Origin of the sequence: Oceanibaculum indicum P24 (genome assembly GCF_000299935.1) — a bacterium.
Lineage (GTDB): Bacteria > Pseudomonadota > Alphaproteobacteria > Oceanibaculales > Oceanibaculaceae > Oceanibaculum > Oceanibaculum indicum.
Window position 1 is genome coordinate 1 of sequence record NZ_AMRL01000027.1, and the last position, 26,189, is coordinate 26,189.

Annotated in this window: 25 protein-coding genes, 2 tRNA genes and 1 pseudogene; 6 read left to right on the top strand and 22 right to left on the bottom strand. The window is 65.9% G+C overall.

Annotated elements, in window-relative coordinates; genetic code table 11:
• Positions 1–757 (bottom strand): annotated as a pseudogene (locus P24_RS15870) (hypothetical protein); the annotation flags it as partial.
• Between the two features lie 497 nt (positions 758–1,254).
• Here P24_RS15870 and P24_RS15875 point away from each other — a divergent pair.
• Positions 1,255–1,331 (top strand) — tRNA-Arg (locus tag P24_RS15875).
• 71 nt (positions 1,332–1,402) lie between these two features.
• Here P24_RS15875 and P24_RS15880 read toward each other — a convergent pair.
• The 12 genes from P24_RS15880 to P24_RS15935 form a co-directional block, all read right to left on the bottom strand.
• A complete protein-coding gene (locus P24_RS15880) occupies positions 1,403–1,951 on the bottom strand; it encodes a PqiC family protein (protein ID WP_156816347.1) in 549 nt (182 codons plus the stop codon).
• Positions 1,952–1,956: 5 nt separating this feature from the next.
• Complete coding sequence (locus P24_RS15885) at positions 1,957–2,937, bottom strand: MlaD family protein (protein ID WP_008945762.1); 981 nt, start codon at positions 2,935–2,937, stop codon at positions 1,957–1,959.
• 10 nt (positions 2,938–2,947) lie between these two features.
• Positions 2,948–3,703, bottom strand: a complete 756-nt coding sequence (locus tag P24_RS15890; protein WP_008945763.1) for an ABC transporter ATP-binding protein — start codon at positions 3,701–3,703, stop codon at positions 2,948–2,950.
• Positions 3,687–4,817, bottom strand: coding sequence for an ABC transporter permease (locus tag P24_RS15895; protein ID WP_008945764.1), 1,131 nt, complete (start codon positions 4,815–4,817; stop codon positions 3,687–3,689). Before P24_RS15895 ends, P24_RS15890 begins: the two co-directional genes overlap by 17 nt.
• A gap of 115 nt (positions 4,818–4,932) precedes the next feature.
• Entirely contained in the window at positions 4,933–8,016 is a 3,084-nt protein-coding gene (locus P24_RS15900) for an efflux RND transporter permease subunit (RefSeq protein WP_008945765.1), read from the bottom strand.
• Between the two features lie 12 nt (positions 8,017–8,028).
• Positions 8,029–9,159 carry an efflux RND transporter periplasmic adaptor subunit gene (locus P24_RS15905; RefSeq protein WP_008945766.1) on the bottom strand — a complete coding sequence of 377 codons (1,131 nt, stop codon included), beginning with the start codon at positions 9,157–9,159 and terminating at the stop codon, positions 8,029–8,031.
• Positions 9,160–9,262: 103 nt separating this feature from the next.
• A complete protein-coding gene (locus tag P24_RS15910; RefSeq protein ID WP_008945767.1) occupies positions 9,263–10,039 on the bottom strand; it encodes a hypothetical protein in 777 nt (258 codons plus the stop codon).
• Positions 10,040–10,171: 132 nt separating this feature from the next.
• Positions 10,172–10,849, bottom strand: a complete 678-nt coding sequence (locus P24_RS15915) for a glutathione S-transferase family protein (RefSeq protein WP_008945768.1) — start codon at positions 10,847–10,849, stop codon at positions 10,172–10,174.
• Positions 10,846–11,880 (bottom strand): DUF4340 domain-containing protein, encoded by a 1,035-nt coding sequence (locus P24_RS15920; RefSeq protein WP_008945769.1) that lies wholly within the window; start codon positions 11,878–11,880, stop codon positions 10,846–10,848. Before P24_RS15920 ends, P24_RS15915 begins: the two co-directional genes overlap by 4 nt.
• Positions 11,877–13,838 carry a GldG family protein gene (locus tag P24_RS15925; protein ID WP_008945770.1) on the bottom strand — a complete coding sequence of 654 codons (1,962 nt, stop codon included), beginning with the start codon at positions 13,836–13,838 and terminating at the stop codon, positions 11,877–11,879. The genes P24_RS15920 and P24_RS15925 overlap by 4 nt, the downstream gene beginning before the upstream one ends.
• 3 nt (positions 13,839–13,841) lie before the next feature.
• Positions 13,842–14,573, bottom strand: coding sequence for an ABC transporter permease (locus tag P24_RS15930; RefSeq protein ID WP_008945771.1), 732 nt, complete (start codon positions 14,571–14,573; stop codon positions 13,842–13,844).
• A 4-nt stretch (positions 14,574–14,577) separates the two neighbouring features.
• A complete protein-coding gene (locus tag P24_RS15935) occupies positions 14,578–15,516 on the bottom strand; it encodes an ATP-binding cassette domain-containing protein (protein WP_040708097.1) in 939 nt (312 codons plus the stop codon).
• Between the two features lie 205 nt (positions 15,517–15,721).
• On the opposite strand from P24_RS15935, the gene P24_RS15940 reads away from it, so the two are divergent.
• Positions 15,722–17,443 (top strand): adenylate/guanylate cyclase domain-containing protein, encoded by a 1,722-nt coding sequence (locus P24_RS15940; RefSeq protein WP_008945773.1) that lies wholly within the window; start codon positions 15,722–15,724, stop codon positions 17,441–17,443.
• A gap of 181 nt (positions 17,444–17,624) precedes the next feature.
• On the opposite strand, the gene P24_RS15945 is transcribed toward P24_RS15940, so the two are convergent.
• Both P24_RS15945 and P24_RS15950 read right to left on the bottom strand, forming a co-directional pair.
• Positions 17,625–18,197, bottom strand: coding sequence for a glutathione peroxidase (locus tag P24_RS15945; protein WP_008945774.1), 573 nt, complete (start codon positions 18,195–18,197; stop codon positions 17,625–17,627).
• Positions 18,190–18,867: a sulfite oxidase-like oxidoreductase gene (locus P24_RS15950; RefSeq protein ID WP_008945775.1), complete on the bottom strand. Its 678-nt coding sequence runs from the start codon at positions 18,865–18,867 to the stop codon at positions 18,190–18,192. The genes P24_RS15945 and P24_RS15950 overlap by 8 nt, the downstream gene beginning before the upstream one ends.
• Positions 18,868–19,089: 222 nt before the next feature.
• Here P24_RS15950 and P24_RS15955 point away from each other — a divergent pair, with 222 nt between their 5' ends.
• Together P24_RS15955 and P24_RS15960 are read left to right on the top strand one after the other, a co-directional pair.
• A complete protein-coding gene (locus P24_RS15955) occupies positions 19,090–19,719 on the top strand; it encodes a LysE family translocator (RefSeq protein WP_008945776.1) in 630 nt (209 codons plus the stop codon).
• Between the two features lie 4 nt (positions 19,720–19,723).
• Positions 19,724–20,644 carry a cobalamin-binding protein gene (locus tag P24_RS15960; RefSeq protein ID WP_008945777.1) on the top strand — a complete coding sequence of 307 codons (921 nt, stop codon included), beginning with the start codon at positions 19,724–19,726 and terminating at the stop codon, positions 20,642–20,644.
• Between the two features lie 21 nt (positions 20,645–20,665).
• Here the strand turns inward: P24_RS15960 and P24_RS15965 are convergent, their stop codons facing one another.
• From P24_RS15965 to P24_RS15985, 5 genes are read right to left on the bottom strand one after another with little or no spacing between them, the layout of a single operon-like run.
• The gene (locus P24_RS15965) at positions 20,666–20,956 is read right to left on the bottom strand and encodes a HigA family addiction module antitoxin (protein ID WP_008945778.1); all 291 of its coding nucleotides are present in this window, start codon (positions 20,954–20,956) and stop codon (positions 20,666–20,668) included.
• Positions 20,957–20,970: 14 nt separating this feature from the next.
• A complete protein-coding gene (locus tag P24_RS15970) occupies positions 20,971–21,270 on the bottom strand; it encodes a type II toxin-antitoxin system RelE/ParE family toxin (protein WP_322095730.1) in 300 nt (99 codons plus the stop codon).
• Positions 21,271–21,313: 43 nt separating this feature from the next.
• Entirely contained in the window at positions 21,314–21,877 is a 564-nt protein-coding gene (locus P24_RS15975) for a demethoxyubiquinone hydroxylase family protein (protein WP_008945780.1), read from the bottom strand.
• Positions 21,878–21,891: 14 nt separating this feature from the next.
• Complete coding sequence (locus tag P24_RS15980; RefSeq protein ID WP_008945781.1) at positions 21,892–22,380, bottom strand: disulfide bond formation protein B; 489 nt, start codon at positions 22,378–22,380, stop codon at positions 21,892–21,894.
• Positions 22,381–22,397: 17 nt separating this feature from the next.
• Positions 22,398–23,009: a YqaA family protein gene (locus P24_RS15985; RefSeq protein WP_008945782.1), complete on the bottom strand. Its 612-nt coding sequence runs from the start codon at positions 23,007–23,009 to the stop codon at positions 22,398–22,400.
• A gap of 75 nt (positions 23,010–23,084) precedes the next feature.
• Between P24_RS15985 and P24_RS15990 the strand changes: the two genes are divergently transcribed.
• Positions 23,085–23,169: transfer RNA gene (locus P24_RS15990), tRNA-Leu, on the top strand.
• On the opposite strand, the gene P24_RS15995 is transcribed toward P24_RS15990, so the two are convergent.
• The gene (locus tag P24_RS15995) at positions 23,170–24,585 is read right to left on the bottom strand and encodes an ABC transporter ATP-binding protein (protein ID WP_008945783.1); all 1,416 of its coding nucleotides are present in this window, start codon (positions 24,583–24,585) and stop codon (positions 23,170–23,172) included.
• Between the two features lie 232 nt (positions 24,586–24,817).
• Between P24_RS15995 and P24_RS16000 the strand changes: the two genes are divergently transcribed.
• A complete protein-coding gene (locus tag P24_RS16000) occupies positions 24,818–25,474 on the top strand; it encodes a DUF2971 domain-containing protein (protein WP_008945784.1) in 657 nt (218 codons plus the stop codon).
• Between the two features lie 48 nt (positions 25,475–25,522).
• Here P24_RS16000 and P24_RS19885 read toward each other — a convergent pair whose 3' ends face one another.
• A complete protein-coding gene (locus P24_RS19885) occupies positions 25,523–26,125 on the bottom strand; it encodes a hypothetical protein (protein WP_083859828.1) in 603 nt (200 codons plus the stop codon).
• Positions 26,126–26,189: the final 64 nt, after the last annotated feature.

Sequence of the window (26,189 nt, forward strand, 5' to 3'; positions counted from 1 at the left end):
GCGCCGGCAGGCCGCCGGTGCTGGCCACGCCCATCGCCGGTATGAAGGCCCGGTTGGCGAGGCTGGAACCGTAGAGCTGGCCATTCTTGATGCCGAGCGCCAGGGTCTGGAGATTGCCGCGCTCGTTGCTGATATAGGCCGACTGGCGGCGCACATCGTCGGTCATCTCGTTCAGCAGACGGTCGATCAGCACCACGGTGCGGTTCACATCGTCTTCCAGGATGCCCAGCTGGCGGTGATCTTCCTCGACCGCGCCGGACAGGCCATAGGCCGCCCGCGTGGATTGCAGCAGATAGGCCGACAGGTTGCTGTCGGCAGCGGCGCGGTTGGCCAGCTCGTTCATCCGGCCGACATCATTGTTCAGCGTCTCAAGCTGGCGCTGCGACTGGTCCCACTGCTGGACCAGCACCGGGTTGCCCGGCGTGGTGCCGACCTGCAGGCGCGCATTGATCGCCGCGACCATGCCGTGATAGGCGGAGGCGTTCTGCTCGATGGTGTTGCGGATCTGCTGCAGCGAATCATTGTGCTGCGCAATCGAGCTTTGCAGGCGGCGCAGATCTTCGCGCAGTTCCTGCACCTTCTGCCCGACATAGGTGCCGGTCGGCTGGCCCGGGCGCGGCGGCTCGATCCTGAAATCGGTGCTGCCAAGCGCCGGCGGTGGCGCGCCGAGAACCGGCTGAGCGTTGCGTTCAGCGGGAGACGGCTCGATCGCGACCTGTTGCCCCTGGCTACCGCCCGCCGGATTTTCGCCCGTCAAGGTCGGCCACAGCGTGTCCGACGTGAAGGAACATCCAGAGAGTAGCAGCGCTGCCCCCACAAGACCTGTCCATGAACGGGACTTTGTCATTCCAGACTGCCACATGCTTGTTTCTATTGTCCCCGACTGCGGTCAGCAGACCGTAACCCCCGAAACGCCGCCCTGCCCAGTCCCGATTTAATCGAATGTCCCGAATTAATCGAATCTTTGCAGCAACGCGCGCTAACCGCTTAATTTTGCGTCGATACTACCGAAAGCCCGGCAGTGTCACAAGCTGATTTAACCCGCAACACCGCCAGCGGGCCGGAAAAGCTGACGAACAAACGCATATTCCTGCCCCGGAGCCTGCGAATTACTGCTCTCCAGCGGCGTTTTCCGACGCCGGGCAGGACCCGCGATTTTCCGCGCAATAGCCTATTGCGTTTACCGGAGGCTTTGAGTAGTGTGCGCGCCTCGCTGGGGGGTGGCCCGCCACCACGGCCTTCCCGGACGACAAAGCGCCCGTAGCTCAACTGGATAGAGCATCTGACTACGGATCAGAAGGTTAGGAGTTCGAATCTTCTCGGGCGCGCCATTTTCTGCTGTTGAAGCGAACCGGACCGGGACCTGAGCACAGGCCCGGTTTTTTTTGTGCCCATCTCCGGCCTAGCGTGCCGCCATCTCCTGCGCAAGCTGGCCCAGCAGCCGGCTCATCGCCGCCGCCATGGCAGCGGCTTCCGCGCCATCGCCGGTGCCGGGCGATAGCGCCTCCGAAGCCTGGAACCGGCCGCTGCGCAGCGCCTCGCCTGCCCCAGCGGAAAGCTGCCAGCCGGCCCACAGCGCCACCTGGCCATCCGGCGCCGGCTCGAACCTGTCGATCCGTACATCATAGAGCGCGCCAGCCGGCATGGTTGGCCGCAGCGCGCCCAGCTCCGCCTCCAGCACGCGGCGGATGCCGGCCTCAAGGCGCTCGCCCCAATACTGGCCACGGCGCTCCACCAGCTGGGTTTCCGACATCCGCCAGACCGGATGGCGGCGCTGCAGATATTCCGCGACCTCGATGCGCCCCATCCGCGTCTCCGTCGCCGGTACGGCGGCCGCCGTGCTAGACAGCACGACGACGCGCGGATCGGGGCGCGGCCCGCCGGTGCAGCCGGCCAGCAGCAGGACCAGCAGGAAGAAGCAGGAAAGCCGGGTCAGAAACATGGTCCGCATCTCGCTCACCGCCCGAGGATCAGAAGGTTGGGGTCCCGCTCGATGGCTTCGGCGAAGCTGCGCAGCGCCCGCGTGGCCACCGCCAGATCGCGGATCGCCGATTCCGCATCCTGCCGCAGCACCGAACGGCCATCGACGGTCTGGTTCAACGTCTCGGTCAGGGCGGAAAGCTGCGCCAGGGTGCGGTCGGCATTCTCCAGCACCTTGCGCACATCCGCCGCCGTGGCACCGACTTCCTCTCCCGCCCCATCGCTGAGCGCGGTGACGGAGCGCAGCGCGGTGCGCACCTCCTCCTCCAGCCCCAGCAGCACCACCGTTGCCATGTCGAGGCTGTCATCCAGCCGGTCCATCGTCGTGCCGACCCGGCCGGACATGCCGCCCATTTCCTCGGCAGCGATGTCGGCGAGGCGCTGCACGGCGGTCAGCGTGCCGATCAGCTTGTCCACCGCCTCGCGCAGCGGCAGTTCCGCAATCGTGTCCTTCACCGCCTGGATTTCCGAGCGGATCGAGGCGATCTCCGGCACTGAATCATCCAGCGCCAACAGCCGCTCCGGCGTCTCCGGACGGAAATCCAGCTGCACGCCGAGCTGGCCAGTGATCAGGCTGAGCGTCACCAGCTGGGCGCGCAGGCCCAGTTCGCCCAGCTTGTCGAAATCCGGCACCTGCAGCATCGCCTGGTTGCCGTTCGGCAGGCGCACCACATCGGTTTCCAGTGACATATAGACGGCGATCTGGGCCGAGGCTTCGCCGGGCGATATCTGCAGCTGGATACGCTCCACCCGGCCCACCGGCACGCCGCGGAAGCTGACCGGCGCGCCGATGCTGAGGCCGCCGACCGAGCCATCGAAATAGCTGACGGCGATAAGCCGCTGCTCCCACAGCCGGCCGGCGCCGAAGAACAGTGCCGCCGCGACGGCGAGGGCAATGGCGGCGATCACGAAGCCGCCGACCAGCACCGCCCCCTTGCGTTCCGTTCCGACTGCCATGGCGCCCCGCTCAGGCCTCGCGGCGCAGGAAGGCCTGCACCGTCTTGTTGTCGGATGTGTCGAGCATCGCCTGCGGATGGCCGATCGCCGACGGCACCTTGGTTTCCGCGTCCAGGAAGATCGCCTTGTCAGCCACGGCGAAGATGCTGGCCAGCTCGTGCGTCACCATCACGATGGTGGTCCCCAGCATGTCCCTGATCTGCAGGATGAGGTCATCGAGCCGGCGCGAACTGATCGGGTCGAGGCCGGCCGACGGCTCGTCGAGGAACAGGATGTCCGGGTCCAGCGCCAGCGCCCGCGCCAGGCCGGCACGCTTGCGCATGCCGCCGCTGAGCGAGGCAGGATACAGATCCTCCCGCCCGGCGAGCCCGACCAGCGCCAGCTTGAAGGCGACCATGGCGGCGATCTCTTCCCTCCCCAGCCCCGTGAATATCTCCAGCGGCAGGGCGACATTCTCCCCCACCGTCATCGACGACCAGAGCGCACCGCCCTGGAACAGCACCCCGAAACGCCGGGCAATATCCCCCAGCCCCTCCAGCGGGGTATCGCCATCATACAGGATTTCGCCAGCGGCGGGACGATGAAGGCCGATCAGATGCTTCAAGAGGGTGCTCTTGCCGCAACCGCTGCCGCCCATGATGACGAAGATCTCGCCGCGCGCGACATCGAACTCCACCGCGCGCTGCACCACCACATCGCCATAGGCCATGGTGAGGCCGCGCACCGACAGGGCGGGTTTCACGCCGGTTTCAGATGTCGAGCGCATTGGCGCACACCGCAAAGACGGCATCGAGCAGGATGATGCCGACGATGGAGATGACCACGGCATCCGTCGCCGCCTTGCCGACATCGGCGGCACTGCGCCCCGCCGCCAGCCCGCAGCGGCAGCCGACCGCGGCGACCAGCAGCCCGAAGGTGATGCTCTTCACGAAGCCGAGCGCGAAATTGGCGCCCCCGATGGCGCCGCGCGTCTGCTCCAGATAGGCAACGGTGCTGAGGTCGAGCACGCCGATGGCGATCAGCATGCCGCCCAGCAGGCCCATCGCAGTGCCATAGATGTAGAGCAGCGGCATCATCGCCGAGAGCGCCAGCACGCGCGGCACCACCAGATAGGCGACAGGCGAGATGCCCAGCGTCTTCAGCGCGTCGATCTCCTCATTGCCCTGCATGGCGGCCAGCCGCGCGGCATAGGAAGCACCTGTCCGCCCGGCCACCACGATGGCGGTCATCACCGCCGCCAGTTCGCGCGCCATGGCGATGCCGACCAGATCGGCGACCAGGATGCCGGCGCCGAAATTGCGCAGCTGCACCGCGCCGACAAAGGCAAGGATGGCGCCGACCAGCAGGGTGACGATGGAAACGATGGCCAGCGTGCCGGCACCGGCATCGCGGAACAGTGCCAGCGTCTCCGCCGCGCGCGGGCGCTGGCGTACGCCACGCCGGGGCGCAAACAGCTCCAGCATCACATCGCCGAGGAATCCGACGACGGTGCGCAGGCGGCGCAGTTCAGCCAGCGTGCCGAGGCCGACCCGGCTGGCGAAGCCGCCATCCGATGCTTTGTTGCGGGGCGCGGGCCGGTCCGACTTGTCGGCAAGTTCAAGGGCAGCCGTCAGCGATTCGGGCAGCCCGTCCAGGCGGAGCTTCTGGCCGCGGCGGGCGGCCTCCGCCTTCAGCGCATAGAGGAAAGCGGGAAGGGTTGCGTCCCAGCGCTCCAGATCGCGCACCCGGACGGTCAGGGTGGTGCCCTCGGCCTCTGCGGGCTGGGCCAGCAGGTCGCGCAGGCGCGGCGGCTGTCCCGTCATGGTCCAGCTGCCGGACAGGGTCAGCACGACAGTCCGGCCGTCCCGCGACACGGCAATGCGGTTGTCCCTGGCGGGCATGGCCTGGAGAGCCCTCCTCTGGCGCCATCGGCGCGGCACGCTTTCCGACAGTGCTACAATGCGGATGGGCCAGGATCAACCGTGCGGGGTATTTCCGCTTCCCTTACGCCCCCGGTCACTCTGCCGGGCTGGGGACGGGCTTCTGTGGATCGGCCAGGATTTCCGGCGCCTCGCCGCCGCGCTGGCGGGTCAGCAGCGTATAGATGGTCGGCACCACGAACAGGGTGAGGATCGTGCCGCAGGTCATGCCGCCGACGATCACCCAGCCGATGGCCTGGCGGCTTTCCGCGCCGGCACCGGTGGCCACCGCCAGCGGCACCGCGCCCAGCACCATGGCGCCCGTCGTCATCAGGATCGGGCGCAGCCGCAGCACGGCGGATTCCACCACCGCCTCGCGCAGCTTCATGCCGCGTTCCTGCAGCTGGTTGGCGAACTCCACGATCAGGATGCCGTGCTTGGTGATCAGCCCGACCAGCGTGATCAATCCGATCTGGCTGTAGATGTTGATCGTGTTGCCGGTGAAATACAGCGCTGCCAGCGCGCCGGTCAGCGACAGCGGCACGGTCAGGATGATGATCAGCGGATCGACGAAGCTCTCGAACTGCGCCGCCAGCACCAGATAGATGAAGGCCAGCGCCAGCAGGAAGATGACATAGAGCGCCTGGCCGGCCTGGCGGAATTCGCGCGACTGGCCATTCAGGTCGGTCTGCACATTGGCCGGCAGTACGCGCGCCGCCGTCTCCTCCAGGAACACCAGCCCCTCGCCCAGCGCGTAGCCCGGCGCCAGGTTGGCGGTGATGGTGGCGGAGCGCAGCTGGTTGAAGCGGTTCAGCTCACGCGGGGCGACCACCTCCTCCACCTTCGCGAGGTTGGAAAACTGCACCATCTCGCCGCGCGGCGTTCGCAGATAGATGCCCGACAGATCGCCCGGCGTGCGGCGGTCCGCATCCTCGACCTGGACGATCACGTCATACTGCTCGCCATTCATGTTGAAGCGCGTGACCTGGCGCCCGCCCAGCAGGGTTTCCAGCGTGCGCCCGATGACCGAGATGGGGATGCCGAGATCGGCTGCCTTCTCGCGGTCCACATCAATATCGAGCTGCGGCTTGTTCAGCTTCAGATCGTCGTCGAGGTTGACGAAGCCCGGATATTCCCGCGCCTCCTTCATCACCAGTTCCAGATAGCCTTCCAGCTCCTGATAGCTGGCCGTCGTCTGCAGCACGAACTGGATCGGCCGCTCGCGCGAATTCTGACCAAAGGCCGGGCGGTTGATGGCGAAGGCGCGGATGCCGGCAATCTTCGCCAGCTTCTTCTGCAGCTCCTCCACCACTGTCTGCTGCTTGCGGTCGCGATCCTCCCAGTTCTTCAGGCGCGCGAAGGAGACCGACTGGGTGACATCGGGGAAGCCGGTGATGACGATGGCGCCCTCCACCTCCGGCGTGTCCAGCAGCATCTTCTCGAACTTCTGGGCGTAGTGATCGGCGAATTCCAGCGTCGCCCCTTCCGGCGCGCTGGAGAACACGTTGATGGTGCCGCGATCCTCGGTCGGCGCCAGTTCCGACTTCAGGTTCGTGAACAGGAAATAGCTCGACCCGGCGACACCCAGGCCGACCAGCACCACGAGGAAGCGCACCTTCAGCGAGCCGATCAGCAGCCGGCGATAGCCATTGGCGAAGCTGTTGAACGCCCCTTCCAGCAGATTATAGAGGCGACCGTGCGATTCGTGCGCCTTCAGCATCTTGGAGCACATCATCGGCGTCAGCGTCAGCGCCACGAAGCCCGACACCACGACAGCGCCGGCCAGCGCCAGCGCGAACTCGATGAACAGCCGGCCGGTGCGGCCCTCGGCGAAGGCCACCGGCGTGAACACGGCGGCCAGCGTCATCGTCATGGCGATGACCGCGAAGGCGATCTCCTTGGTGCCGACGATGGCGGCGCCGAACGGCGTCTTGCCCATCTCCAGATGGCGGTGGACGTTTTCCAGCACGACGATGGCGTCGTCCACCACCAGGCCGATGGCCAGCACCATCGCCAGCAGGGTCAGCGTGTTGATGCTGAAACCCATGGCGAACATGAAGATGAAGGCGCCGATCAGCGAGACCGGGATGGTGACCATCGGGATGATGGTCGCGCGCAGGCTGCGCAGGAAGAAGAAGATCACCAGCACGACCAGCACCACCGCCTCGATGATGGTGGTGAACACATTGTCGATCGACCGCTCGATGAAGACCGAGGTGTCGAAGGCCACTTCCGCCTGCATGTCGGGCGGCAGGTCGGCGACGATCTTCGGCAGTTCGGCGCGCACCGCCTTGGAGACTTCCAGCGGGTTGGCGGTCGCCTGCTTCACGATGCCCAGCGTCAGCGAGTTCACGCCATTATAGCGCGAGACACGGCGGTTATCGGCCGGTCCCAGCTCCGCACGGCCGACATCGCGCAGCTTCACCTGGAAGCCGTTCGCCTCCTTCAGCACGATGTTCTCGAACTGCTCCGGCGTCACCAGGTTGGTGCGCGACAGCACGGTGAATTCGCGGCTGAGACTCTCGATGCGCCCGGACGGGATTTCCACATTCTGCTGGCGCAGCGCGTTCTCGACATCCTGGACGGTCAGGTTGTAGCCGGCCAGCTTGGCGCGGTCGATCCACACCCGCATGGAGAAGCGGCGCTCGCCATAGATGCGCACCTCGGCGAGGCCCGGCAGGGTCTGCAGCCGGTCCACGAAGAAGCGGTCGGCATAGTCCGTCAGCTCCATGGAGGAGCGGCCCGGCGCGGAGAAGCCGACGAACAGGATCGGCGAGGCATCGGCCTCCACCTTGGAGATCACCGGCTCCTCGATCTCCTCCGGCAGGCGGCCGCGCACGCGGCTCACCCGGTCGCGCACGTCGCTGGCCGCGACATCCGGGTCGGTGCCGAGGCGGAAGCGGATGGTGATGTCGGAGCGTTCCTGCCGGCTCCGGGAGATGATGGTCTCGATGCCCTCGATGCCGGAAATCGAGCTTTCCAGCACCTGCGTCACCTGCGATTCGATGATCTCCGCGCTGGCGCCCAGATAATCGGTACGCACGGAGACGACAGGCTCGTCGATGTTGGGATATTCGCGGACCGGCAGACGGTCGTAGCTGACCATGCCGACCAGCAGGATCATCAGGCTCATGACGGTCGCGAAGACCGGACGCCTGACGCAAAGCTCGAACAGGTTCAAGGGCCGCTCCCCTTAGCTGCCGGGGGCGGTGCGGCCAGTGCCGGCGACCGGCGCGCCACGACCGACCACATCGACCTTGATGCCATCGCGCAGCCGGAGCTGCCCGGCGACGACCACGACGTCCTTCGGCTTCAGCCCGGACAGCACCTCGACCAGGCCGGGCCGGCGCTCGCCAAGCTGCACCTCGGTCAGCACCGCCTTATCCTCGACCAGCCGATAGACGAAGCGCTTCTGGCCGACCGGCGTGACCGAGGATTCCGGCACCAGCACGGCATCCGGCCGGGTCTCGGCAATGATGGTCAGGCGGATGAACAGGCCGGGCGACAGGGCGAGATCGGGGTTGGGCACCAGCGCGCGGATGCGCAGCGAGCGGCCATTCACATCGATCTGCGGGTCGATGGCGTAGATTTCGCCGGTGAAGCTCTGGCCGGCCAGCGCGTTGGCGGTCATCTCGATCTTCTGGCCGACGCGGACCGCCGTCAGATAGACTTCCGGCACCCGGAATTCCGCCTTCAGCGGATCGATCTGCTGCAAGGTTACAATAGTATCAGCCGGCGTCACATAACGGCCGAGGCTGATGCTGCGCAGACCCAGCACGCCGGAGAAGGGCGCGCGGATCGTCGCCTTGTCCAGCCGCGCCTTGGCGAGATCGACACCGGCCTCGTCGGAGCGCAGCCGGGCAACCGCCTCGTCGCGCGCGCGCACCGTGCCGGTGCCCTGCTTCAACAGCGTGTCGGCCCGGTCGTAATTAGCCTTGGAAAGCGACAGGTTGGCCTGCGCCTGGGCGAGTTCGGCCTGGAGGATATCCTTGTCCAGCTCGACCAGCGGGGCGCCGCGCTCAACGCGCTGCACATCCTCGAACAGGATGCGCGAGATTCGGCCAGAGATTTCCGGCTGGATCGTCACCGCCTCGTTCGGCAGCAGCGAGCCGACGGCAGTGATTTCCGTACGCACCGTATCGACGGTCACCTCGGCGACCTCGACTGGCGGGCCGGCATTCTGCTGCGGCGCGGGTTTTGCGGTCTGGCCATTCGCACTTTGGGCTACCGCGGCGGACCGCTCAGCCTTCAGATGATAGGCCACCCCGCCGCCTGCGGCAGCCAGTACCAGCAGCCCCGCCAGAATCTTCCAGCCTGCGCTCATCGCTTTCCGTATCCATGTCGAAGGGCAGAAATCCGCATTTCCGCGCTTCCTGATAATGAGGCCGGGTCGCAAAGAGTCAAGGCGCCTTACAGGCTTAAGGCCGTTATGCGGCAGCGCTCGACGGGCTTTCGGCCGCCGCCACGCAGGATAGTGCCCCGGGGATCGGCATGGCGGGGGTCGATCCGGCCAAAGCGCCAGCCGCGACCGTGTCAGACTCCGCCGCGTTCTCCTGCGCCTTCGCCCGGCTCGCCGCCAGTTCCGGCGCGATCACGAAATTCGCCCGGCGCACCCGCACCCGGTTGATCATGCCGTCGGAGATTTCCTGCGCCGTCGCCGTCAGGAAGACTTCCACCTCGCCCTTGGTCAGCTGCACGAGCCGGCCCTGCGCCAGGGCGGAAAGCTCCCCCTCCAATGCCGGGCGCAGGTCGGGCAGCAGATCGCGCACCATCTGCGTATGGCCGGGGCGCGGCACTTCGAGGTCGATCTCCAGCTGATAGACCCGGTCCGGCTCGGCCTCGTCGCCCAGCGGCACGATCAGCGGGCTGCCCGGCCGCACGATGTTCAACTGGCCCAGCACCATCAGCCGCCGCCGCCGGTGGGCGAGCTGCGCCAGCATCACCATGACGACGACGAACAGCGCAGTGACGGCGATCACGAAGCCGGTGGTGGCGATCACCGCGTCGCGGATCGCCATGCCTTCCAGATCGAAGGGGCGCAGATAGCTGCCGAACAGCAGGATGAAGGGGGCATCGCCATCGAATATGGCGTCATAGCCAGCCATCGTCGCATAGACATGCAGGCCCAGATTCCAGAAGGCGAGCGCAAGAACGGTGATGTAGAACGCGGAAAGTGCTGCGATCACACTGTTGTAGGGTGGCATGCGGAACCCTTTGCGCAACGCCCGGACAGGGCGGGCAAGAGAATGCCAGCAGCGCCCCCGGCAATCCAGCGGTATTTTGCGGCCATACCCGGTTGCTCCACCACCTATGGTGGCGTGGCGATGCGTGCCGGGCTAGAACGCCAGCCGTCCGTAGAGGTTATCGAAAGGCAGCATGACATGCGCCCGATAGGCCGGGCGCTCCTGAAGCCGGGCGAACCAGGCCTGGACATTCGGCACCTCGGGATAGTCCAGCCCCATGCCGAAATAGCGGAACAGGCAGGCCCCCGCCGGGATGTCGGCCAGCCCCAGCCGGTCGCCGGAGAGATAGGGCCGGTCCGCAAGCTCGGCGTCCAGCACGCGCATATATTGGGCGCAGGCATCCTGCTTCACCCGGATCGCGGTCCAGTCGCGCCTGTCCTCCGGCGTGCGGTAATAGCCCCAGAACAGGCCGGAGAGGAAAGCCGGCTGCAGGGCGGTGGCCGACCAGTCCATCCAGCACTCGTCACGGGACCGGGCCGCCGGATCGTCGTGCCAGAAGGACTCCTTGCCGTACACCGCCGCCAGATAGCGCAGGATGGTGTGGGATTCCCAGATCACCGTGCCACCCCCATCACGGGCAGCATCGCGGATCACCGGCACCCTGCCATGCGGGTTCATCGCGCGGAATTCCGGCGTATCCAGCCCGCCGGCATCGCCCCCGGCATCGATATGGGTGTGCGGGATGTCCAGTTCGCCAATCAGCCACATCACCTTCTGCACGTTGAAGGCGCTGCGCCGGCCCCAGATGGTGAGCCCAGTTTGGTCGCTCACGAGGAGCCTTCCTGCTTCTTCGCCAGGTCCTCCAGCTTGCGGCGCAGCTGCTCGTTCTTGAAGTCGGCCAGCCGGTAGGCCCAGCCCTCAGCCCGCGCATTGATCTCGGCGGCTTCCGCCTTCACCTCGTCCGCGGCATCGGGCAGCGCGGCAGCGGTGTAGCGTGTCCACAGCTTGCCATCGCGCTCAGCAAAGCCGATGGTCACGGCCAGCCCGTCGAAGGTGGTGTAGCGCGTCACCGCCTCCTGCAGCGCGATCCCCTCGGCCGGCATCACGGCGTCGAACACCAGCTTGTCCAGCGTGCCGGCGGTGGCGTTCACGGTGAACTGGTTCTCCACCTTCATGCCCTCGGGCAGATCGACGATGCGGAACTCATTGCCCTCGCGGCTGTCCTTGGCGACCGTCAGGCTGCCACCCTCAGGATGATCAATGACCACCTGCTTCACCCGGCCGCGCGACACGTCGGCGATGCGCCGGTCCAGCCAGTCGATGGCCTCGGTGCGCGGGTCGAGCCGGCTTTCCGCCAGGAAGGCCTGCCCGCCATCGGGCCGGCGCACATAATGCGCGTCAGGCTGACCGCCTTGGCCGAAGCGCTTCTTGCCGACGATCAGCTCCGCCAGCACCTTGCCGGCGCCATCCAGCACGGTGACCCGGCGGGAGCGCGCCTCTTCCGCATCCAGCGGCTCGACCTCCAGCCGGGCGAACATCTCCGGCCGCTCGGTCTTGGCCTCGACAATCCGCATGTCGGCAAGCGCCAGCAGCAGCGCGCGCACCGCCTCGCCGCGCGCCGGGTAATTATGCGCATTCTCGACTACCCAGCCCTCGCCGGCCCGGACCAGCGTCACGCTGTCGCGGCGATCCTCCAGCTGGATGGCGGCAACCTCGTTCAGCCGGTCGGTCAGGTTGGGGAACACCGGCTCGGCGCTGACGCTGCCGATGGCCGCAGCGTGGCGCTGCCAGGCGGCATGGCCGGCGGCGCCGACCGCGAGCAGGGTCACGACGAACAGGATCCAGAAGCCGCGGGCGGTCATGCGGATGCTCCTTTCCCCGAAGGCGTTGCGGAAATCGCCCCTCGCCGGCGCCGGGCGGCGCGGGCGAGGCCGACAAGGATAGCGGCCAGCACCACGAGCAGCGGCACCAGACCGATATTCAGGAACAGCAGGCGGGTCTGCAGCGCGTCGATATCCTCGCGCAGGGAGCGCTGCACGGTGCGCAGCTCACGCCGCGCCTCCAGAATATCCTCCTGAATCTTGGCGATCTCGGCGCGCTGCGCGTTGGTCAGGATGGCACCGCCGCCGGGCGCGTCCTTGGAGCGCAGCTCCTCCAGCCGGGCCAGCGAGGCCTGCAGGCGTTCCTGCAGCGCCTCCTCCTGCGCGCGGAAGCGCTGGTCGGCCTCGCGGCGCATTTCCTCGATCACCGTGAAGGGCCGGGCGATCATGCCGCGCCCGCGCAGATCGACCAGCGCCGAACTGCCTGACAGGCTCTCCAGCAGGTTCATGACGAAGTCGCCATTGTTGGCGAACGGCGTGACCACCTGCTGGCCGAAGAAATCCTGCACCTGGACCCAGAATCGGTCATCCAGCAGGTCGGTATCGGCGATTACCGCGAACATCGCCTCGCCCTGCGATTCGGTGCGGAACTCCGGCAGCTCCTTCGGCGCCCCAGCATCTCCTGGGGTCTCGCCTTCGGGCACCGGACGGCCGTCCGGGAAGGCGGTCGCGAGCCGGCCCTGGAAGCGCGCGGCCAGCACCTTCGCCTCACCGCCCGGCTTGTACTCGCGCAGCAGCCCCTGCGGATCGGGGCGCGGCCGCAGCCGGTCCACCGGGATCATCATCGATTCCGGGCTGGTGGTGATCAGCGGCGTCATGGTGAGGCCGGCACCCTCCGCCAGCCCGACCGCGCCGGCGCTGGCCATGGACAGGCGCTGCAACTCACCGGTGACCGGCAAATCCTGATTGATGTTGCCGCGCTGCAGATTCAGCCAGACCACGAAATCGACCGGCACCACCTGGCTGCCGGCGCCGGCATTCACCCGGCGCGCGGCGCGGCGGTCACCGACCACCTCGCCCTGCGAGACGGTGACACCCCATTTATCGAACAGGGCGGGCAGCGCGCTGGCCGTATCCAGCTTCGGCTGGCCCGACGGATCGGGGATAGTGGCGTCAGCCTCGGAATAGGGATCGACGAAGAAGATCGCGCGGCCGCCGGCCATCATGAACTGGTCGATGGCGTAGAGCGTCTTTTCCGGCAGGTTCTTCGGATGCACGACGAACAGCACATCGACATCCGGCGCCACCCGGTCGATGGCGGTGCCGATGGTGCGCACCTGAAAGACCTGTCGCATCTGCTGCAGGATCGTCCAGGGCGGGGCGACCTGCCCGCCGGGCATGAAGCGCCCTTCCAGCGGCAGGCCGGCGATCATGCCGACCACCTTGCGTTCCGGGTTGGCCAGATTGTTCACGATGCGGGTCAGGTCATACTCCAGGAAGCGCTCGCGCTCCGGCTGGAAGAAGGGGATGACCTGCTCGTCATCGGTCAGGTTGGTGCCGACCAGGCCGAAATAGACCTGCTCGCCGGACTGGTCGATGGGCACGCCCTGCAGCCCGAAGCTGACCGCGCGGTCCTCCACGGTCGAGAAGGGCTCGGGGTCGAAAATCTCCAGCTGGATCTTCCCGCCGGCCAGATTGGCGTATTCCTGCAGCAGGTTGCGCACGCGCTGGCCATAGGCGGCATAGGCCGGCAGCTCGCGCCCCAGCCGCTCGGAGAAGAAGAAGCGCAGGGTGATCGGCTCCTCGATCTTCGACAGCGTCTCGCGCGTGCCGGACGACAGGGTGTAGAGCCGGTCCTCAGTCAGGTCGAGCCGGGCCGAGGTGAAGGTGACGCTGGAATAGACATTGACCGCGACGAACAGCAGCGCGACCAGCGCCAGCGACAGCCAGGCATAGGAAGGACGCACAAGAGAGGAACGGGTTTGCGGGGTCTTGGCCATGGTTCAGCGCCCCTTCTTCAGATCGACCAGCAGCGCCGTGGCCCACAGGAAGGCCAGGATCGCCGAGAGATAGAAAATGACGTCGCGCAGATCGATGACGCCGCGCGTGATGTCCTGGAAATGCGCCAGGAAGCTGAAGGAGCGCAGCGCCTCCAGCATCGGCGCTGGCGCCCAGCCGGTGAAGAAAGACAGCACCAGCGAGGAGCCGGCGGAGACGAAGAGGACACCGACTGCCGCCGTCAGCACGAAGGCGATGATCTGGTTGCGGGTCAGCGCGGACAGGGCCGAGCCCAGCGCCAGATAGGCGCCGGCCAGCAGCGCGCTGCCGATATAGGATGCCAGGATCACGCCATTATCCGGATCGCCCAGATAATTGACGGTGATCCACAGCGGGAAGGTCAGCGCCAACGCGATTGTCGTGAAGGCCCAGGCGGCGAGGAACTTGCCGGCAACCGCGCTGCCGATGGAGACCGGCAGGGTCAGCAGCAGCTCCAGCGTGCCGCTCTTGCGCTCCTCCGCCCACAGCCGCATCGCCACCGCCGGCGTCAGCACGAGATAGAGCCAGGGATGGAAGCCGAAGAAACCCTGCAGGCTGGCCTGCCCGGCCTCGAAGAAACTGCCGACGAAGAAGGTGAAGGTCGCCGTCAGCATCAGGAAGATGACGATGAAGATATAGGCCAGCGGCGTCAGGAAATAGCTCGCCAGCTCGCGCTTGAAGATTGCCCAGACACCCATCGCTTTAGCCCTGTTCCCCGGTCTTTTTCGGATTGGTGATGTCGCGGAACACCTCATCGAGGCGGCCGCGCTCCAGCCGGATTTCGTCCGCCGCGATATCGGCATCGCGCAGCGCCTGGCTGACCGCCGGCAGGATGGTCTTGCGGCGCTGGGCCAGCACGGTCAGCGTGCCATCCCCCTCCTCCAGGCCGGCCGCGCCCGGAATATCCGCCAGCGCCTTGCGGGCGGCGGGCAGAGCACTCTTCTTCAGCCGCACCGTGACCGCGTTATGCAGGCGCGACCGCGCTTCCAGCTCAGCTGGGGTACCGTCGGCGACGATCTGCCCGCCGGCAATCACGACGGCGCGGCTGCACAGCGCGTCCACCTCCTCCAGGATGTGGGTCGAGATGATGATGGCCTTGTCCTTCGCCATGCTGCCGATCAGCGTGCGCACCTCATGCTTCTGGTTGGGGTCGAGACCGTCGGTCGGCTCGTCCAGCACCAGCACCTCGGGGTCATGCAGCAGCGCCTGCGCGAGCCCGACGCGGCGCTTGAAGCCCTTGGACAGCGTGTCGATCGGCTGATACAGCACGCCGCCCAGCGTGGTGCGGTCGATGGCGGCCTCGATCTTCGCCTTGCGGTCGGCGCCCTTCAGCCCGCGCACATCGGCGCAGAATCCAAGGAACCCTAGCGGCGTCATGTCGCCATAGGCCGGCGCACCTTCCGGCAGGTAGCCGATGCGGCGCTTCACTTCGATCGGCTGGCGGCCGACATCGAAGCCGCACACCTCGGCGCTGCCCCCGGTCGGCTCCAGAAAGCCGGTTATCATCTTCATGGTGGTGGATTTGCCGGCGCCATTGGGGCCGAGGAAGCCCAGCACCTCCCCCCTGGCGACGGCGAAGGAAATGCCGTCAACGGCGCGGATCGGCCCGAAATGTTTCGCCAATCCGCTGACTTTGATCATCTCGGTCACTGACCGCTCCCCCTGTTCCGCCTTTTGCGCCTTCAGCGTTTCGTTCCCGGCCGTACCTGCTTCCCCCCACGGGACGGCGACCTTCACTTTTCGACCCGCTGATTTACGAATGCAGCGCTATTTTTCAAGAGCTTGTGGCAAAATCTTGGCGACAGCCCCGCAACCGGCAGGGCTTTTAAGCCGGAGACCCTAGGACATGGCGGCGGCGGAGGCCACAAAGAAAGCCATCGATGGCGCCGCGCTGGTCCGGCGTATCCGGCTGGGCAGCGGGCTCGTGCTGGCGTTTTTCGTCATCACGCATTTCCTGAACCATTCCCTCGGCCTGATCTCGCTGGAGGCGATGGAGCAGGGCAGACTCTATTTCATGGCGTTCTGGCGCGCCAAGACCGCGATGTATGTGCTGTATGGCGCGCTGCTGACGCATCTGGCGCTCGGCCTCTGGTCGCTCTACAAGCGCCGGCCGATCCTGCGCGTGCCGCCCTGGGAGCTGGCGCAGATGGCGCTGGGCCTGTCGATCCCGCCGATCCTGGTCGGCCATGTGTTCGACACGCATTTCGGCTTCACCCTGGCCGGGGTGGACGATACCTACGCCTATGTCCTGCTGCTGCTGTGGGTGGAGCGGCCCTATGGCGCGGTGCTGCAGATCGCGCTGCTGCTGACCGCCTGGCTGCATGCCTGCATCGGCCTGCATTACTGGCTGCGCATCCGGCCCTGGTATCCGAGGGCCGTTCCGGCGCTCTATACGATCGCCCTGCTGCTGCCGGTGCTGGCGCTGCTGGGCTTCGTGCAGGGCGGGCTGCAGGTGATCGCGCTGGCCGAGACGCCGATGTGGCTGGAAAGCTACAAGCAGACCATCGACTATCCCGATGCGGCAGGCTGGGCGCGCATCCGCAATGCGGCGGAGACCGGTCAACAACTGTTCCTCGGCGGCATCGCGCTGGCGCTGCTGGGACGAGGCGCGCGGCGGCTGGCGGGGCTGCGCCGCAAGGGGGCCAGCGTGCGCTATCCCGATGGCGGGGTCTGCCACATCGCCCCTGGCACCACGATCCTGGAGGCAAGCCGCATTGCCGGCCGGCCGCATGCCTCGGTCTGCGGCGGGCGCGGACGCTGTTCCACCTGCCGGGTGCGGATCGATGCCGGCGAGGAGTGCCTGCCGCCGCCGGCACCGGAGGAGGCGCGCGTGCTGCGCCGGATCGCCGCCCCGCCGAAGGTGCGGCTGGCCTGCCAGGCGAAGCCCGCCGGCGATGTGCAGGTGACGCCGCTGCTGCCGGCCGCCGCCAGCGCCCGCGATGCGCTGCGCGCCGGACGCGAGTCCGGCGGGCGGGAGCAGCAGGTGGCGATCCTGTTCGCCGATCTGCGCGGCTACACGAAGCTGTCGGAGGACCGGCTGCCCTTCGACACGGTGTTCCTGCTGAACCGCTATTTCGCCGAGACCGGACAGGCCATCACCAGTGCCGGCGGGCGCATCGACAAATTCATCGGCGATGGCGTGATGGCGCTGTTCGGCGCGGAAGACGGCGCCGACCCGGCGCTGGCCTGCCGCCAGGCGCTGGCCGCCGCGCGCGCCATCGGCGAGGGGCTGGACCGGCTGAACCAGGCACTGTCGCACGAGTTGAAGGAACCGCTGCGCCTGGCCATGGGGCTGCATGTCGGGCCGGCCATCGTCGGCGTGATGGGCTATGGCCCGGCGATGGCGCTGACCGCCATCGGCGATGCGGTGAACACCGCCAGCCGGCTGGAAAGCATCGCCAAGGAACGCGACGCGCAGCTGGCTGTTTCGCAGGCGCTGGTCGCGCTTGCCGTGATGGAGGCCGGCGCCGGGCTAGAGGCCCACCCGCTTGAGGATGTCGCGATCCGCGGCAAGCGCGAGCCGATGCCGGTGCGCCTCGTCGCCCGCGCCGCCGACCTGCCAAGGTGAGGGGATTTATCTCTCCTACACCCTCCGCCTCTCTGTCCGTCACCCCCGCACTTGTTGCGGGGGTCCAGGCCTCGGCTTGCTGGATGCCCGCCCGAGTAAGCTGAACCCTGGATTCCCGGCACCCATGGGGCTTGGGGCCGGGAATGACGAAAAGGGGGTAGGAAAAAACTTGGCCGCCCCCCTACTTCGCGAGCAGCGTATCGACCGTGTCGGTGACGGTGCGGCTGTCCGGCTTCACCGTGGAGGGCCAGGCGGCGGCAATGGTGCCGTCGGGGGCCAGCAGATATTTGTAGAAGTTCCAGCGCGGCGCCTTGGACTCGCCCAGCGTGTCGGCGATCCAGCGATAGAAGGGATGGGCGTCCGCCCCGGTGACCGGATATTTCGCGGTCATCGGGAAATTGATCCCGAAATTCACCTCGCAGAACTGCTTGATCTCATCGGTGCTGCCCGGCTCCTGCCCGCCGAAATCGTTCGACGGCACGCCGAGCACGACGAGGCCGCGGTCGCGGTACTTTTCCCACAGCGCCTGCAGCCCCTCATACTGGGGCGTGAAGCCACAGCGCGAGGCGGTGTTCACCACCAGCACCGGGCGGCCGCGATACTGGTCCAGCGGCAAGGCACCGCCATCAATGGACTCGAAGCTGAAATCGAAGCCGCTTCCCGTCCCGGTCGCCGGGGCCGATTGCGGCAATACCGTGCTGACGGCAGCAGCGACCAGCATGCCGGCGAAGCTGGCGAGGCCCTTCTTAGCCATATCGTTCCTCCTTCCACGGGTCGCCATTGTTGTGATAGCCGCGCACTTCCCAGAAACCGGGGGCGTCCCGGTCAACGAAGCGGATGTCGCGCAGCCACTTGGCGCTCTTCCAGAGATAGAGCTTCGGCAGGATAAGTCGAACCGGTCCGCCATGTTCGCGGGTGATCGCCTTGCCTTCCCACTTGGTCGCCAGCAGCACATCCGCATCGTCGAAGGCCGACAGCGGAATGTTGGTGGCATAGCCGTCATAGCATTTCAGGATGACGAATTTCGCCTCCGGCTTCGGCTTCACGACCGACAGCAGATGCCGCGCCGACACGCCCTCCCAGCGATTGTCGAAGCGCGACCAGGCGGTCACGCAATGCATGTCGGAGGTATCCTCGAACACCGGCTGCGCCATCAGCGTCGCCCAGTCCCAGCTGACCGGGTTCTCGACCAGCCCGGTGACCGATAGCTTCCATTCCTTCTGCGTGACCACCGGATGGGAGCCGAGGTCCAGCACCGGCCAGTTCTTCACCTCGCGCTGGCCGGGCGGCAGCTTGCGCTTCGCGGGGCTCGCCGTCTCGCCGGTCAGCAGCCGGCCGTCACGGGCCCATTTCTGCTTGGTCTCGATCAGCTTGCGCTTGATCGGCCCGAAGATATCGCCGCCGCTATCGCCATCCTGGGGCATCGCCGTCTCTTTCATGAGAATTGGTGCCTAAACATAAGACGTCCGCCCCGCCTGGCGAAGCCCCCGCCCGTTCACGCCTGCGCGAGGCTGGCATATCCCGACATGCGGTAGAAGGCCCGCCCCGCATCGTGTATTCATGGGACACGGCTCCATCCTACCAGAAGCAACAAAAAGCCATGCCCGTTCTGTTCCTTCCGCCAACAGCCCTGACCTGCCAGCACAATGCATGACTGGCTGTTCCTGAAGTCGATCCTGGCCGGCCTCGCCATCGCCGCCCCGGTCGGTCCGGTCGGTGTACTGTGCGTGCACCGCACCGTGCTGGAAAGCCGGCTGCATGGGCTGGTCTCCGGGCTGGGAGCGGCGGTGGCGGATGCGCTCTATGGCGTGGTCGCGGCCTTCGGGCTGGCCGCCATCGCGCATCTGCTGCTGGACCATACGGCGGAGATGCAGCTGGCCGGCGGCATCCTTCTGCTGGGCATGGGGGTAAAGACCTACCTGAAGAGGACCGCCACCCTGCCGAAGGGGCAGGAGCCGCTGCGCATGCATTCGCTGCTGGGGGATTTCTGCACCACCTTCGTGCTGACACTGATCAACCCGATCACCATCCTGGCCTTCGCCGGCATCTTCGTGGCGCTGGGCGTCTTCATCGATGCCGACAAGGCGCTGCTCGACCCGATCCTGGTGGTGCTGGGTGTGTTTATCGGGTCGTGCCTGTGGTGGTTCGGCATCGCGCTGGGGGCCGGGTTGCTGCGCGGCCGGCTGGACATCCACCATCTGGAATGGATGAACAAGATTTCCGGCGCGCTGATCTTCATCTTCGGCGCCGCCGCGCTGATCGACCTGGCCTTGTAACGCCATGGCCGCTCCCCGCATCGTCAGCCTGCTGCCCAGCGCCACCGAGATCGTGGCCGGCCTCGGCCATGCCGGCAATCTGGTCGGGCGCAGCCACGAATGCGACTTTCCTGGCGGCCTCGGCGAGTTGCCCGTCGTCAGCCGGCCGCGTATCGACATCAGCGTGCCGTCGGCCGAGATCGACCGTCAGGTGAAGCAGGCGGCGCGCAACGCACTGTCGGTGTTCGAGGTGGACGAGACGATGCTGGCCGAGTTGCAGCCGGACGTGATCGTCACCCAGGATCTGTGCAAGGTCTGCGCGGTCAGCCTGGGCGAGGTGGAGCAGGCGGCCTGCGAGCTGACCGGCCGGCCGGTGCGCATCGTCTCCTGCAGCCCGGCCAGCCTCGCGGATATCTGGACCGACATCCGCCGCGTCGCCCGCGCGCTGGGAGCCATCCGTCAGGGCAAGGCGCTGATCGACCGGCTGACGCTCGCCATCGAGGGCATCGAATCGCAGACGCGGCTGATCGAGCCGAAACCGACCGTGGCCTGTATCGAATGGCTGGACCCGCCGATGGCGGCCGGCAACTGGGTGCCTGAGCTGATCGCGCGGGCCGGCGGCGTCAGCCTGTTCGGCGAGGCCGGCAAGCATTCGCCCTGGCTGGAGCTGGAGGCGCTGCTGCGGATCGATCCGGATGTGGTGGTGATCGCGCCGTGCGGGTTCGAGATTCCGCGCACCCTGTCGGAGATCACCAGCCTCACCGGCCAGCCCGGCTGGGCCGACATGCGCGCGGCGCGGGACGGGCGCGTCTTCGTCGCCGACGGCCACCATTTCTTCAACCGGCCGGGACCGCGCATCCTGGAGACGCTGGAAATCCTGACCGAGATTCTGCATCCGGGCCGCTTCGCCTTCGCCCATGAAGGCACCGGCTGGGTCAGGCTGTAACCAGCGCAGTGGGAACCGACTTCAGGCGGCCTGCGCGATCCGGTCCACCTTGATCTCATCGGCACGCTTCATCGCCTGCGCCAGATCGTAGGCCGCCTGCAGCCGGTACCAGGTTTCGGCACCGCCGCCGAACGCCTTGTCGAGCCGGATCGCCATTTCCGGGGAAATGCCGGCATGACCGTTCACCAGATCGGAAAGCTGCTTACGGCTGACCCCAAGGCGCTTCGCCGCCTCGGACACTGTGAGGCCGAGCGGCTCCAGACAATCATGCCGCACGGACAGACCGGGGTGCGGTGGGTTCTTCATCGACATGGCGGCCTCCTTCCTCAGTGGTAATCGACCAGATCAACATCGTGGGCGTCGCCACCCTCCATCCGGAATATGATCCGCCAGTTACCGGTCACTGTAACGGACCAGAATCCTTCCAGAGTGCCTTTCAGCGCATGCAACCGCCATCCGGGTAGGTCCATCTCCGAAGCATTCCGCGCCTGATCCAGACGGGCGATCACGCGTTCGATCTTATCGGCCTGTTCCGGCGGCAACCGACGCCTCTCTCCCTTCTCATAGAGAAGCTTCAGGCCCTTATGTCGGAAGCTGCGGATCACGTGAAAAGTGTAACGTGACACCTATCAAATTGGCAAGCGTAGGAAAACAGGCGCAGCTTGTCTGCTACACCCGCTCCGACAGCCAGATGGCGAGGCGGGAGCCCGCCTTGATCGCGCCGCGCATCAGCTCGAAGCCCGGCGTCTGTTCGGCGCCGTGCTCATAGCCGATATCGCGGTGTTCCAGCTCCTCGGCGCGGAAGCGCTCGATGGTCTCGCGCAGCGGCGCCTCGTCCTCGCCCAGCTTCTCGGCCTGCTGGCGGTAATGCTCGTCGATGGTCTCCTCGACCGCGACGGTACACGCCATCGCCGCCTTCTCCCCCATCAGCGCGGTCGCCGCCCCCAGCGCGAAGCCGGCGACATGCCACAGCGGCTGCAGCGCGGTCGGGCGCACCCGGCGTTCCACCATCATCCGGCTGAAGGTGTCGAGATGCTCCAGCTCCTGCTCGTGCATGTGGCGGATGGTGGCGGCGGAGGGGGATTTGCCGAGCACCGCGAGCTGGCCCTCATAGATGCGGCGCGCGCCATACTCGCCGGCCTGATCGACCCGGATGATGCGGGCGATCAGCTCCTCGCGCGTCAGGTCTCCGGGCAGCCGATCCTCAGCTGTAACGCGGGGATGCTTGCTCATGCCTCGTCTCCGTCTTACCTGCGGCGCGCGGCGAGCCAGAGGGTGGCAGCGGCCAGCGCCAGCGAGAGAATGAAGTTATAGCCTGCCATGGAAATGCCAAGCAGGGACCATGGCACCTCGTCGCAGCGCACCACCGGGGCGGCCAGCACCTGGGCGCGCAAATCTTCCAGCGTCATCGCCCCGCCGGCCGGCGCGCCGCAGCCCGATGTGCCCTGCCACCAGCCCTGCTCCACCCCGACATGAAAGCCGGCAATGCCGCCACCGACGAGGAAGGTGAGGCCGGCCAGCCCCAGCGCAATCCGCGCCGCCCCCGGATGCCGCCTTGCCAGCGCGAAGCCGGCCAGCCCCAGCAGGATCGTCGCCACATAGGGCCAACGCTGATAGACGCACAGCACGCATGGCTGCAAGCCCCCGACATATTGCGACAGCAGCGCGGTGCCCAGGATGGCGGCGCTGAGCAGGGCGGTCGCCAGGCTGGCGAGGCGGAGATCAATGCGGTTCATGAAGGGAAACTCCGCGTTCACAGCAGATATTTCAAGGCGACGAATCCGCCCACCAGCAGGATGAAGAAGGCAGCGGTCAGCTTGCCGAGATGCGCTTCGATGACCTTGCGGATCGGCGGCCCGAAGCGCCAGAGCAGTGCGGCCACCAGGAAGAAGCGCGCGCCGCGCGACACTGCCGAGGCCAGCATGAAGATGCCGAAATCCATCGCCGTCACGCCGCTGGCGATGGTGATGACCTTGTAGGGGAAGGGCGTGAAGCCGGCGCCGGCGACGATCAGCCAGCCCTGTTCGTTATAGAGCGCGGAGAATTCCGCGAACTTGGCGGCATAGCCGTAGAAATCCAGCACCGCGCGGCCCACGCTCTCGAACAGGAACAGGCCGATGGCATAGCCGAACGCCCCGCCCAGCACCGAGGCCAGCGTGCAGATCGCGGCGAAGCGGAAGGCGCGGCTGCGGTCGGCCAGCACCATCGGGATCAGCATCACATCGGGCGGGATCGGGAAGAAGCTGCTCTCCGCGAAGGAGACGCCGAACAGCGCCTTTTCCGCATGGCGGTGGGCGGACCAGCGCAGCGTCCAGTCATACAGCCGACGCAGCGCCGAGGGCCGGGAAACGGTATCGCTGCTCATGCAGGCTCCAAACCGAGATTGACGGCGGGCCGTCCGCGACTAATATGCCGACCCGTCTGAGGACGCCTCTGCCGTGCGGGCGTGGTGGAATTGGTAGACGCGCCGGACTCAAAATCCGGTTCCGAGAGGAGTGTCGGTTCGAGTCCGACCGCCCGCACCATCATTCCTGATCTCCCGCCTTCATATCCCGTTCCGCGCCGCCCGAGATCACGGCATGGCCGCTGCGGAAGGCGAAATCCACCATGCCGCGCCCGTTATAGGATTTCTCCGGCAGGACGGAAAACATCAGCGCGTCGGCGATGCGGTGCAGCGGCTGGCGGGCACCCTCCTTCACCGCCGAACAGCCGACGCTGGCGAAATAGGTTCCGGCCAGCAGCCGGCAGGAAAAGGTGTGCCGCGCCTCGATCACGCTGCCGGCCGGCACGACGGGGATCGTGTCTTCCGCCAGCACCAGCGAGCCGCCGCCCAGCATGACGCCGTTCATCGACTGCATGCTGACCGAAAAGCCGACATCACGCGCATCCTCCTCGAAGCGCACGCGGTAGCGCACGATATAGTCCTCGCCGCGCTTCAGCATGTTCACCCGCGAACCCGGCGCACCATCAGAACCGATCAGGCAGATCGCCGGTTCCGAGATGACGGCCCCCGCCGGCTCATGCATCAGCATGCTCTCGGGCTTCAGCGACTCGTCGAAATAGGCAGCATCCGCCTGCCGCTCGCCCTGCGCTTCGGGCGCGCCATTGCCGTTCGAGCCGTTCTCCGTCTCGCGCGCCAGCAGCAGCGGCTTCGGGTCGCCATTATGCGCCTTCAGCTCCTGCCGGTAGGCCTCGTAGCGCGCGCCCTCCATATAGAGCATGCGGCGATAGGCGACGATCACCTCGTCCGGCTTGCCGTCCACCAGCTTCTCGCCGCGGTCCAGCAGGATGGCGCGGTCGCACAGCTCGATGACGCTGCGCGCATTGTGGCTGACGAACAGGATGGTGGTGCCGCGCGACCGGAGGTCCGCCATGCGGGCGATGCATTTGCGCTGGAACGCCTCGTCGCCGACCGCCAGCGCCTCGTCCACGATCAGGATTTCCGGCTCGATGCAGGTGGTGACGGAGAAGGCCAGCCGCACAGTCATGCCGGAGGAATAGGTCTTCACCGGCTGGTCGATGAAGTCGCGGATGCCGGCGAATTCCACGATCTCCTCGAAGCGGGCGGCGATCTCCTCGCGCTTCAGCCCCAGCATGGCGGCATAGAAGAAGATGTTCTCGCGGCCGGTGAATTCCGGGTTGAAGCCCGACCCCAGCTCCAGCAGCGCCGCCAGCCGCCCGGTCACCGCGACATCGCCGGAGGTCGGCGCCAGCGTATTTGCGATGATGTAGAGCAGCGTCGATTTGCCCGAGCCGTTGCGCCCGACCAGCCCGACGCATTCCCCGGCCTTTACCTCGAAGGAGACATCGTTCAGCGCCTCGAAGGCGCGCACCGGCTTGGCCTTGACGCCGAAGCCGGCATGCAGCAGACGCTCCAGCGCCGTGCGGTACAGGAAATACCGCTTGGTGACATGCGAGACGGCGATGCGGGTCTGGGTCATGCGACTCCCATGAGGAACCGGCCCGGCTACAGGCTACGGGCCAGGCCAGAGGACCGGCCTGGCGGACGGGCAACAGCAGCACCCCTCACCGGAGCGCGCGGCCCTGACCTCTAGTACGATCCGCCCCGAAAATCCATCCCGGAGTGGGGAAGGGGGTGCTCGGCTTTGTGAGGAAAAGGGCGGTGCAAGGCTGAAGGTTCGGGTAGACTTAGTCGGCCATGGGGGACGCGGAATGAGGCTCTATCGATTCTTTAGTGCCGAGTACGGAATGTGCTCGATCTTGGATCGCCAGATAAGGATCGGGCGCATCGAAGAGCTCAATGACGACTTTGAGTTCATCGGCGTGGCGCTGTCTGAAAAGGCCGAACGGCTCGCGCTGCGAAACATGCGCCAACGCCTCAGCATCACTAAGGGCGTGATATGCATGAGCAAAAAGTGGGAAAGCCCTCTCATGTGGGCACATTACGCCAACAGCCATAAGGGCATTGTCCTCGGCTTCGACGTGCCCGACGAGACATTCTACAAAGTCTGCTACGTAAAAAAGCGTCCGACACTCGGGGACATGGGCCTCAGCATTCTGGGTGACATAACTCCCGAAGGCATGAAGCGTATGATCCTGACCAAGGCCGCCGGATGGGCCTATGAGCAAGAATATCGTGCCTACGTCGAGCTCAATGATGGGATCGAGATCAACGATGAGGTGCACTATTTCATGCCCTTTTCCGAGAACATGAAGCTGCGAGAGGTAATCGTAGGCTCACGCTACAAGGGCCCGCGAGCCGAAATGGTGGCCGCCGTCAACGACCCGAGCGTCGACGTCTATATGGCACGCGGATCGTTCGAGAAATTCAAGATGGTCCGACAGAGACAAAAGAGCATGTGGCCCTGAAAATTGGGACTCGGGCTTCGCAGTTTTAGTGTCGCTGCTAGAGCTGCATTATGGTTTCGGCCAAGCAAGAGAGGCTAGGGTCTGCAAATTTTGCCGAGTCTCTTCAAACCATGCAGAATCTTGATGCCGAAAAGCCCAACCTTGCTCAAGAATATCCTCAATAATCCGCGCTATTAATTTTGCAAGTTCCGGTATTCCCGAAACTTCAATCGACCATTGCTTCGGTTCAAAATGCACAAACTCATTCCTGATGGTTTTGTGAAAACCGCACAACCAATTCAACTCTGAATCACTTATTCCAACACCTGGATTGTTACTGGAATCCCCAGCCGAATTAGGTTTTCTCACAGCTTTAAGCAGGTCTGGAAGCGCCATCAAATTGGTCTTCGGAGGCTTTGCGTCAGGGTCAGTACGTTGATCCTCAATATAAGCTACCCATTCGCTGGCGTTTCGATCAGTGACCGCACCTAACGGAGCGAAAGTCGTAGTGAGATGGCATATGCAGGCACCTTGTAGCGCCGAATGCAGCGACAGTGCGACCCACTTCCAAGCTTGCGGGTCTTCACTGACAAAATTAGCAGCGCGGATCGCATGTCGAATGGATCCCGCGACATCCTCCGCCTCATTCGTTCGAATCCAAATCTCCACCATCGCTACCCCCGCAAACACTTTATATAAGTGAAACTATAATATACTATTACGTAAGGTGCGGTTA